This is a genomic window from Inquilinus sp. OTU3971 (assembly GCF_038440215.1).
On sequence record NZ_JASATH010000099.1, the window covers coordinates 18049 to 28259 of the forward strand.

Consider the following 10211-nt stretch of genomic DNA (forward strand, 5'->3'; position numbering starts at 1 on the left):
AGAGTGGAATGGCGATGCGACGGATGATGCCGGCATCCAACTGACATCCAGTGTCAGGATTTTTTCGGCTATGCTCGCTCCATGCGCGCCAACCGCCTGCTGTCGATCCTGCTGCTGCTGCAGTCCCGCGGCCGCCTGACCGCCCAGGCGCTGGCGGCGGAGTTCGAGGTGTCGGTGCGCACGGTCTACCGCGACATCGACGAACTCTCGGCCGCCGGCGTGCCGGTCTATGCCGATCGCGGGCCGGGCGGCGGCTTCGCGCTGCTCGACGGCTACCGCACCCGGCTGACCGGGATGACCGCAAGCGAGGCCGAGACCCTGCTGCTGGCCGGGCTGCCCGGGCCGGCGGCGGATCTCGGCCTGGCGGAGCCGCTGGCGGCGGCACGGCTGAAGCTGCTGGCGGCGGTGCCTCAGGCGGCAGGGGAGGGCGCGGCCCGGGTCGGCGACCGGTTCCATCTCGACCCGGTCGACTGGTATCGCCGGGCCGAGCCGCCGCCGCACCTGCCGGCGATCGCGCGGGCAGTGTGGGGCCAGCGGCGGCTGGTGATCCGCTACGAGAGCTGGTCGGCCACGGTGCGGCGGACGGTGGATCCGCTCGGTCTCGTGCTCAAGGCCGGCACCTGGTACCTGATGGCGCGGATCGGCGACGACATCCGCACCTACAAGGTGGCCAAGGTGCTGGATCTCGACGTGCTGTCGGACGGCTTCGACTACCCCGCCGGCTTCGACCTGGCGGCGCAGTGGCAGGAGTCGCTGCAGCGCTTCGCCCGCGAGCTGCGCCGGGCCGAGGCGGTGCTGCGCGTGTCGCCGGAGGCGCTGCCGCTGCTCGACCGGCTCGGTGCCGATGCGGTGGAGGCGGTGCAGCAGGCGGAGCCGGATGCCGAAGGCTGGCGGCGGGCGACGGTGCCGATCGAGGGCGTCGGCCACGCCGCGCGGCTGCTGCTCGGCTTCACCGACACCATCGAGGTGCTGGATCCGCCGGAACTGCGGCAGGCCTTGGCCGACGGCGCCCGCCGGGTGATGCAGTTGTATGACAAGGGGCATTGACAATCCCGGCCGGCGGCCTACCGTCCGGCCAATGCCGCGCCGCCCGGACGGCCCGGCCCGCCAGCAAGAGAGACGACGATGGACAAGCGCGGCCTGCGGCAGGGGCTGACCAGCTACGGCGACGCCGGATTCTCGCTGTTCCTGCGCAAGGCCTTCATCAAGGCCATGGGCTATTCCGACGACGCGCTGGACCGGCCGATCATCGGCATCGTCGACACCGGCAGCGACTTCAACCCGTGCCACGGCAACGTGCCGGCGCTGATCGAGGCGGTGAAGCGCGGGGTGATGCTGGCGGGCGGCATGCCGATGGCGTTCCCGACCATCTCGATCCACGAATCCTTCGCCCACCCGACCAGCATGTTCCTGCGCAACCTGATGGCGATGGACACCGAGGAGATGATCCGCGCCCAGCCGATGGACGCGGTGGTGCTGATCGGCGGCTGCGACAAGACCGTGCCGGCCCAGATCATGGCGGCGGCCAGCGCCGACAGGCCTGCGATCGTGCTGCCGACCGGGCCGATGGTGGTCGGCCACCACAAGGGCGAGGTGCTGGGCGCCTGCACCGACTGCCGGCGGCTGTGGGGCCGCTGGCGGGCCGGCGAGATCGACGATGAGGAGATCGAGGCGGTGAACGGACGGCTGGCGCCTTCGGTCGGCACCTGCATGGTGATGGGCACCGCCAGCACCATGGCGATCCTGGCCGAGACGCTGGGCCTGTCGCTGCCCGGCGCCGCCGCCATCCCGGCGACCCATGCCGACCGCATCCGCTGCGCCGAGGCCAGCGGCCAGGCGGCGGCGCGGATGGCGGTATCGGGCGGCCCGCGCCCGTCCGAGATCCTGGTGCCCGGCGCCTTCCGCAACGCCATGGTGGCGCTGCAGGCGGTCGGCGGGTCGACCAATGGCCTCGTGCATCTGGCCGCCATCGCCGGCCGCGTCGGGCAGCCCCTGGACTATGCCGAGTTCGACCGGATCGGGCGCGAGACGCCGGTGCTGATCGACCTCAAGCCCTCCGGCGCGCATTACATGGAGCATTTCCACCATGCCGGCGGCGTGCCGCATCTGCTGGCGGAGCTGCGCGACCTCCTGGACCTGGCCGTGCCGACCGTGGCCGGCGGCACCCTGGCCGACACGCTGCCGCAGCCGGGCGAATGGCGCGATACCGAGGTGATCCGGCCGCGGTCGAACCCGCTGAAGGCTCAAGGAGCGATGGCGGTGCTGCAGGGCAATTTGTGCCCGCGCGGCGCCGTGATCAAGCAGTCGGCGGCGACGCCGGCGCTGCTGCAGCACACCGGCCGGGCGGTGGTGTTCGATTCGATCGAGGACATGGCGGCGCGGATCGACGATCCGGCGCTCGACGTCGCGGCCGACGACGTGCTGGTGCTGCGCAGCGCCGGGCCGAAGGGCGCGCCGGGCATGCCGGAGGCCGGCTACCTGCCGATCCCGCGCAAGCTGGCGCAGCAGGGGGTGAAGGACATGGTCCGCCTGTCCGATGCGCGGATGAGCGGCACCGCCTTCGGCACCATCGTGCTGCACATCACGCCGGAATCGGCGGATGGCGGGCCGCTGGCGCTGGTCCGCACCGGCGACCGCATCCGGCTCGACACCGCCGGACGGCGGCTGGACCTGCTGGTCGACGAGGCCGAGCTGGCCCGCCGCACGGCCGCGGCGCCGCCGCCGAAGCCCGACCGCGGCTATGCCCGGCTGTTCCACGACAGCGTGCTGCAGGCCGATGAGGGCTGCGACTTCGACTTCCTGGTGCCCGGCCGGAAGGCCGGCTGAACCGATCGACTGAAGGTGCCTGCCATGCCGAGACTGACCGGCGTCATCGCCGCCGCCGCCACGCCGCTGCGCGACGACCTTTCCATCGACCACGAGCGGCTGGTCATGCATTGCCGCTGGCTGCTCGGCGACGGCGGCTGCGACGCGATCAACCTGCTCGGCACCACCGGCGAGGCGACGTCCTTCTCGGTCGAGCAGCGGCTGGCGGCGATGCGGGCGGTGGCCGAGGCCGGCCTGCCGATGCACCGCTTCATGGTCGGCACCGGCGCCTCGGCGCTGGCGGATGCGGTGCGGCTGACCGCGGAGGCCAAGGCGCTGGGCTTCGCCGGGGCGCTGCTGCTGCCGCCCTTCTACTACAAGGGCATCGACGACGAGAGCCTGGCGGCTTACGTCGACACGGTGATCGAGCGGGTGGGGGCGGATGGGCTGGGCCTCTATCTCTACCATATCCCGCAGAACACCGGCGTGCCTTGGCCGATCGAGGTGGTGGCGCGGCTGGCCGAGCGGCATCCGGGCACCCTGGCCGGGCTGAAGGATTCCTCCGGCGACATCGCCTATTCGACCGATCTGGCCAAGCGGGTGCCGGGCATCGCTGTGTTTCCGAGCTCCGAGGCGACGCTGGGCCTGGCCAAGGAACGGGGTTTCGCCGGCTGCATCTCGGCCACCACCAACGTCACCGGTCCCCTGGCGCGGATCGCCTTCCACCAGGCCGGCACGCCGGAGGCGGAGACCGCGGTGGCCGCCGCCACGGCGGTGCGGGCGGCGCTCAGCACCGTCACTCTGGTGGCGGCGGTCAAGGACACGGTGGCCGAGATCCATGGCGACAGTGTCTGGCGCCGGCCGCACCCGCCGCTGCGGGCTCTACACGACGCCGAGCGCCGCACCCTACGCGAGGCGCTGGCCCAGACCGAGTATCCCCGGCTGTTCGGACGCTGAGGGCGGAGAGGGCTTGCGGTCTCTTGATTGCTGCAGCGGCAGGACCTTTGCGTTGCCTCTCCCGCCTGGCGGGAGAGGTCGGGCTCGCGCAGCGAGACCGGGTGACGGCGGGCCCAGGCCTCGACAAACGCCCCTCACCCGGACGCGCAAGCGCCTCCGGCCTCTCCCGTAAACGGGAGAGGCAAAAACAATCCGAGCTATCGCAAGAGAGCGCTCAACGACAGGCGGCAGCTCAGCTGCTGTCTGATTCCAATGGCTTGGGCAAAGGCCGGCCGGCGTCGGACTCATCCGGTTCGACGGACCAATCCCCTGCGGGCTCACAATCAGCCATGCTCTCGGCGGCCTCCGCCGGCAGGACGTCATCGGCCGTCGCCTCGACGACCTCGTCGGCGTCCCCCGGCTGCCGGATCGGGTGCGGCGGGCGGCCGATCTTGCGGCACACCGCCTGCAGGAACTCCTCCGGCGACAGCGTGTCGATCTGCACGTCCAGGATCTCGTCCTCGACCAGCGTCTCCCGCACAAGCTTCCGCACATGTTCGACGTCGTCGGCCTCGTCGGGCTGCGTCACCGCCTGGACCACCGCCTCGGCGGCCTGCTCCCGACGCTGCCTCCGGCGCTGGTCCTCGCCCGACTGCTTGCGCTCCGCCTTGCGCATCAGATAGTCGGTCCGGATCCGCTCGGTCATCGCCAGCGACAGCCGCACCGACCGGGACAGCCGCGACTGCGTCAGCCCGAAATCCGGTGCGTCCGGCCCCGCGGACGTCCTGTCATGCTGCCGCTCGATCATCCGCTTGGTGCGCAGGTCGGACTGGACCAGCTCGCGCAGCGCATCCAGCGCCCATCCCGTCCAATGCATGTCGGGATCGGTCGGTTTGATCTCTTCAGTCTGCGCCATGTCCATGGAACGTATCATGAACATAACGCGAGCGGTTAAGCAATGAATATTGTGTTCACAGTCGGGCGCATCATGAGGTCGAGGGTCTACACCGCCCGCCAGTCCCCGAAGGCGGCGGCCTGGCCGTGCAGCGTGCCGGCCTCGTCGATCAGCTGCCAGACGACGGCGCTCTCGATCCAGAAGCGGCGGCCCGACTTGGCGATGCGGATGCCGCGGTAGTCGCCGATGAAGCCGTCGCGGGTGACGACGTCCAGCAGGCGCTGCCGCTCCGCCCGGTCTGGCGCCTCGGCGGAGAGGCGGGACGGCAGCGTGATGAACTCGTCCCAGCCGTATTCGAAGCAGGCCTGGGCCGCCCGGTTGGCGTAGACGAAGCGCGGATCGGCATCGGTGTTGTGCGCCAGCACGCAGAACGGCGCCGCCTCGTACAGCCAGCGCGCCTGCTCGGCGGCGTCGCCTTCCTCCGGCAGCAGCGGCACACCGATCAGCCGGGCGTGGCTGCCGGCCAGGAGGCGGAGGAAATCGGGATCGAGCGCCAGGTCCGCCGGACGAAGGCGCGGGGCGGAGAGAGGTTGCGCCATCACAGGTTGCCCGCCCGGGGGTTGATGCCGAGGATGTGCCCGGCATCGACCGGCACCGTGACCAGGGTCGAAGCCGGGCCGGCGCGGTGGGCGTCGAGGATCTCGTCCAGGTTGGCGAGGTCGGGGCGGAGCGCGGCCGAGCGCCAGCCGCAGGCGCCGGCCATGGCGGCGAAGTCCATCCGGGCCAGGCGGTTGTGGCGGCGCGAGGCCGGCGCGTCCGGGATGATCGTGTGCACGCCCTGCTCGATGATGCCGTAGCTCGCATTGTCGAGCAGGAACAGCAGGATCCCCAGGTCGCGGGCCTCCGCCAGATATCCGGCGAACAGGCGGAAGCAGCCGTCGCCGGTGAAGCCGACGACATCGCTGTCCGGCGCGGCCAGCCTGGCGCCGATGGCCAGGCCGAGCACATTGCCCATGGCCGAGCCGCGATACAGCGAGAAGAAGCGTGCATGGGGGTGGGGGCGCTGGATGACGTATTGCCGGTCCTTGTAGGCCAGGCAGACATCGTCGAAGCCGATGGTGTTCGGCCGCCAGCGCGCATCCAGCGCCCGGAACAGCGCGGCCATGTCGACATGGCCGGGCCGCGGCACCCCGGGCCGCCGCGTGTTGAGGTCGTCCGGCGCCGGTCCGGTCCGGCGGGTCTCCGGCGGGTGCCGTTCGAGCCGGCCGAGCAGGGACCGGAGCGCCATGTCCAGGGACGCGACGAGCTGGCGGCAGGCGCCGGCGGCGCGATGCCCGAACCCGCCGTCGACCTGGCCGTAGCCGTCCGCGAGGCCGGTCAGGATGAAGGTGTCGCCGGCCGCATAGGGGGCCAGGTTGACCGTGTACTCGTCCGGGCAGGCGCCGAGCACCAGCAGGACGTCGTCGGCCCCGATGCCTTGCCAGAGCCGGATGGCCGCGTCGTTCCCGCCGAAGGAGATATAGCCGTGGCCGCGGGGATTGCCGCGCTCGACCCCGTTGGCGCCGTTGATGCTCCAGACGATGGGGCTCCCGAGAACCTCGCACAGGCGGGAGGTCAGACGCGGCGCGTCGGGGATCCGGGCCAGCTCCTCGCCGGCGAGGATGACGACGCGCCGGCCGCGGATGCTCCGGCAGAACGCATCGGCGAACGCATCCGCTTCGGCCGAGGCGAACGCCGGATCCGGCTGCGGCGGCGGGCGATGCGGGGCCATTTCGGTCTTGAGCGCGCCATGGTCCAGGACCAGGACGACCGGTTTGCAGCGCTGCAGCTGGGCATGGGCCTGCCGCAGCTGCCGGTCCATGGTCGCGGCGTCGTCCAGCACGAAGACGCCGTCCGGCAGCTCGGCGCGCAGCTGCGCCAGCATGTTGCTGCCGTGGCGGCTGGTGTCCTGCAGCGGGGACAGCCCTTCGGTCTCTGCCGGCGAGGCCGGGATGATGTAGACCGCCGGGATGTCGTGCAGCTTGGCGTCGCTGAGGCCGCAGCCCAGCAGCTTGGTCGCCGCGCCGGTGGTCGCGATGCAGGCGCCGATGCGGCCGGACGCCAGATAGACGCCGAGCGGCACGAAACCGGAGGCGTATTCGCCGAGCGACAGGAAATTCATCCCATCAGGCTCGCTGCGGCCGGCCGCATCCTCTCCCGCGTGAAGCGGGGGAAGCTTCTCCAGGAAGCGGATGGTGCCGCCGCCGGTGACGCCGGCACAGACCTCGATGCCCCAGGATTCCAGCGCCGCCACCAGGGCGTCGTAGCCGGTCACGGTTTCCGCAACATGAATATCCATGCGAACACCTCGTATTCACGGAAGTGTGATGTGACGAACCAGGGCTTTGCTCAGGCCGGCAGCGCCGATTCCGCCGTGTTCTGCAGCACCAGGGAGCGCAGCTTGCTGTCGCTGCAGACGGGTTCTTCCGACGCCGTCAGCTCGCGATAGAGGAACTCGACCAGGCCGGGCGTCGGCGACAGGCCGAAGGCCTCGATCTTCGCCTTCAGCGCATGCCGGCCGGAGTGGCGGCTGATCACCATCCGGCGCTCGGCGCCGAACATCTCCGGCTCCAGGAACTCGTAGGTCTGGGGGTTGCGGATGATGGCGGCCTGATGGATGCCCGCAGCGGTGGCGAAGGCGTTCTCGCCGATGATGGCCTTGCCGCGCGCCATCGGCAGGTCGAGGCTCTCGATCAGCAGCCGGCAGGCGGCATAGACCCGGCCGACATCGATCGTCGTCGACCGGTTGAAATGCGTCGGATGGGCGGTCAGGGCGGCGACCACCTCCTCCAGGGCGCAGTTCCCGGCGCGCTCGCCGACGCCGCACAGCGTCACCTGGATCTCGTCGATGCCCGCCTCGACGGCGGCGAGGGTGTTGGCGACGGCCAGGCCGAGGTCGTCATGGGCGTGCATGGCGACCTTGACCTCCGGCGGCACATGCGCCCGCACGGTCCCGATCAAGCCCGGCACCCGGCCGGGCAGGAGGCAGCCGACGGTGTCCGGGATCAGGATCATCGTCGCGCCGGCCCGGGCGGCGGCATCGCACATCGCGCCGAGGAAGCCCGGGTCCGCCCGGGTGGCGTCCTCGGGGGCGACGCAGATGTCGTCGAAGCCGATCCGCCGGGCGAGCCGGACGGCGCTCCCGATCTCGTCGAGCGCCTGCTGGTGCGAGATCTGGCGCTTGTGGCGCAGATGGATCTCGGAGGCGACGCCGAGGATCTCGATCTGTGCCGCGTGGGCCTTCTCCACGGCCTTGGCCGCGGCCTCGATGTCGGTGGGGTTGGCCCGGGCGAAGGCGCAGATCCGGCTGTCGCGCACCGCCTCGGCGATGGCGCGCACGGCGGCGAGGTCGTTGTCGGACGCCGCCGGGAACCCGGCCTCGATCGTGTTCACGCCGAGCGCCTCGAGCTCGCGGGCGATGCGCAGCTTCTGCTGCAGCGACATGGCATTGCCGGGCGCCTGCTCGCCGTCGCGCAGGCTGGTGTCGAAGATCGTCAGCGGCCTCTGCGTTGCAACAGTCGACATGATCGAACCTCCATTCAGGGCGCCCTCTTCTTCCGAAGGGCGCCGGGTTCCGATTTCAGAGCGTGAATTGCTTCACCCGATCCGCCATGGAGCCGGATCGGTGCGGTGGTCATGATTTTGGGTACAGTGTTCTGAGCCGTATTCGCGTGTTGCGAATATAGTAGAGAATGCGCGAACCGTTTTGTCTTACGTTATTTAAAACGACGAAGTTTTCAGAGTCAAAAGATTCCGGTTCTCAAAAAGTGCAATCAATTTTATTCTAATGATATAAGAGGAGCGAGATAATGCATTAATTTTATCGCGATATTAGGATTTCTGTCGTGAGATTTTCCTGCCTATTGTTGCGGCATCTGCTCAAAATGCAGCAAGTGTTGATTTAGGCGTGGCCGGCTCCAGCGGCGAGGAGCGGCGTTGCGAATCGAATAAGTATAAGCTTATATGTCAGCATGACCGCGCCCGAGATCTTCCAGGCCCTGGCCGACCCGACCCGCCGCGCCGTGTTCGAGCGCCTGGCCGATGGCGAGCTGAGCGTGACCGAACTGAAGGCCGGCTTCGCCGTGTCGCAGCCGGCGATCTCGCAGCATCTCGCCGCGCTGCGCCGGGCCGGGCTGGTGGCGGAGCGGCGCGACGGCCGCTTCGTCTACTACCGCGCCGCGCCGGAGGGCCTGGCGCCGCTGGCGGGCTGGATCGACCGCTACCGCACCTTCTGGCCGGAGAAGGTGGCGCGCCTCAAGACCCTGCTCGAGGACATGGATGATGCGTGACCCGAAGACCGACGATGCCGTCGTCGTAGACTGCGATCTGGACCAGCCGCCGGAGAAGGTGTGGCGGGCGCTGACCGAACCGGAGCTGCTCGGCGCCTGGCTGCTGCCGAACGATATCCGGACCGAGGTGGGGCGACCGGAGACGGGGAAGCGCTTCACCCTGCGGGACGGACCGGGCGCGCCGATCGACTGCGAGGTGCTGGCGGCAGAGCCGCCGCGGCTGCTGCGCTACAGCTGGCGCGGCCGGGACGCGGATGCCGGCGGCCGGACGCTGGACACGGTGGTGACCTTCACCCTTGACGGCACCGCGGCGGGCGGCACCCGGCTGCGCATCGTGCACAGCGGCTTCCGGGCGGAAGCGCTGCCCTGGACCGGCACGCCGGCGCCGCGGCGGGGACGCCGCCTCGCGGCACGGCCACTGGCCAAGGCCTCGGCGATCGGCGGGAGGCTGCGATGGGCGGCCTGAGCCTGGTGCCAATGGTGGTGGAGCAGTCGGGCCGCGGCGACCGCGCCTTCGACATCTTCTCCCGCCTGCTGCGCGATCGGATCGTGTTCCTGAACGGCCCGATCGACGACGGCGTCTCGGCGCTGATCTGCGCCCAGCTGCTGTTCCTGGAATCGGAGGATCCGCGAAAAGAGATCGCGATGTACATCAACTCGCCCGGCGGGGTGGTGAGCAGCGGCCTCGCGATCTACGACACGATGCAATACATCAAGAGCCCGGTGTCGACCGTGTGCATGGGGACGGCGGGGTCGATGGGGGCGTTCCTGCTGATGGCCGGGGCGCCGGGCCGGCGCATCGCCCTGCCCAATGCCAGAATCGTGCTGCACCAGCCGTCCGGCGGATTCCAGGGCCAGGCCTCGGACATCGAGCGCCATGCCGAGGACATCGTGAAGATGAAGCGGCAGCTGAACGGGATCTATGCCCGGCATTGCGGCCGGAGCTATGACGAGGTCGAGCGCACCCTCGACCGCGACCGCTTCATGACCGCCGCGGAGGCGAAGGACTGGGGCATCGTCGACCACATTTTTGCGCATCGGGAGGAGGCCGCTTGAGCCATGGCGTTTTTTGCTTTGCCTCTCCCGCAAGCGAGACTTTTCAGAATGACTGAAGCCCGTCCCTTTTAGTCCCCCTTCCCCTTGCGGGAGGGGGCAGGGGGAGGGGTCCGCGCGCGAATGGGCAGAGAACAGGTCCCGCGGCCGGAGCCGGATCGCCAGGAATCCAGGCCGGTCTTGACGGCGAAAAC

General features: G+C 70.0%; 10 protein-coding genes. 6 read left to right on the forward strand and 4 right to left on the reverse strand.

The features are described from left to right. Positions 1-81 precede the first annotated feature (81 nt). The 3 genes from AAHM41_RS23150 to AAHM41_RS23160 all read left to right on the forward strand — a co-directional run bounded on the left by AAHM41_RS23150 (position 82) and on the right by AAHM41_RS23160 (position 3762). Complete coding sequence (locus AAHM41_RS23150) at positions 82-1047, forward strand: helix-turn-helix transcriptional regulator (protein WP_342238950.1); 966 nt, start codon at positions 82-84, stop codon at positions 1045-1047. A gap of 78 nt (positions 1048-1125) precedes the next feature. Next, positions 1126-2826 carry an IlvD/Edd family dehydratase gene (locus tag AAHM41_RS23155; RefSeq protein ID WP_342238951.1) on the forward strand — a complete coding sequence of 567 codons (1701 nt, stop codon included), beginning with the start codon at positions 1126-1128 and terminating at the stop codon, positions 2824-2826. A 24-nt stretch (positions 2827-2850) separates the two neighbouring features. Further along, positions 2851-3762 carry a dihydrodipicolinate synthase family protein gene (locus AAHM41_RS23160; RefSeq protein WP_342238952.1) on the forward strand — a complete coding sequence of 304 codons (912 nt, stop codon included), beginning with the start codon at positions 2851-2853 and terminating at the stop codon, positions 3760-3762. A 232-nt stretch (positions 3763-3994) separates the two neighbouring features. Here AAHM41_RS23160 and AAHM41_RS23165 read toward each other — a convergent pair whose 3' ends face one another. The 4 genes from AAHM41_RS23165 to AAHM41_RS23180 all read right to left on the reverse strand — a co-directional run bounded on the left by AAHM41_RS23165 (position 3995) and on the right by AAHM41_RS23180 (position 8200). After that, on the reverse strand, positions 3995-4663 hold the full coding sequence (locus tag AAHM41_RS23165) for a hypothetical protein (protein WP_342238953.1): 669 nt from the start codon (positions 4661-4663) through the stop codon (positions 3995-3997). Positions 4664-4743: 80 nt separating this feature from the next. Then, entirely contained in the window at positions 4744-5235 is a 492-nt protein-coding gene (locus tag AAHM41_RS23170; RefSeq protein ID WP_342238954.1) for an MEKHLA domain-containing protein, read from the reverse strand. After that, positions 5235-6974 (reverse strand): thiamine pyrophosphate-dependent enzyme, encoded by a 1740-nt coding sequence (locus AAHM41_RS23175; protein ID WP_342238955.1) that lies wholly within the window; start codon positions 6972-6974, stop codon positions 5235-5237. Before AAHM41_RS23175 ends, AAHM41_RS23170 begins: the two co-directional genes overlap by 1 nt. Positions 6975-7024: 50 nt before the next feature. Continuing rightward, complete coding sequence (locus AAHM41_RS23180; protein WP_342238956.1) at positions 7025-8200, reverse strand: LeuA family protein; 1176 nt, start codon at positions 8198-8200, stop codon at positions 7025-7027. 446 nt (positions 8201-8646) lie between these two features. Between AAHM41_RS23180 and AAHM41_RS23185 the strand changes: the two genes are divergently transcribed. The 3 genes from AAHM41_RS23185 to AAHM41_RS23195 are packed head-to-tail and all read left to right on the forward strand — an operon-like array spanning position 8647 to position 10020. Beyond that, on the forward strand, positions 8647-8964 hold the full coding sequence (locus AAHM41_RS23185; protein ID WP_342238957.1) for an ArsR/SmtB family transcription factor: 318 nt from the start codon (positions 8647-8649) through the stop codon (positions 8962-8964). Continuing rightward, entirely contained in the window at positions 8954-9430 is a 477-nt protein-coding gene (locus AAHM41_RS23190) for an SRPBCC family protein (RefSeq protein ID WP_342238958.1), read from the forward strand. The genes AAHM41_RS23185 and AAHM41_RS23190 overlap by 11 nt, the downstream gene beginning before the upstream one ends. Then, the gene (locus AAHM41_RS23195; RefSeq protein WP_342238959.1) at positions 9418-10020 is read left to right on the forward strand and encodes an ATP-dependent Clp protease proteolytic subunit; all 603 of its coding nucleotides are present in this window, start codon (positions 9418-9420) and stop codon (positions 10018-10020) included. Before AAHM41_RS23190 ends, AAHM41_RS23195 begins: the two co-directional genes overlap by 13 nt. The last annotated feature ends 191 nt before the right edge of the window (positions 10021-10211 follow it).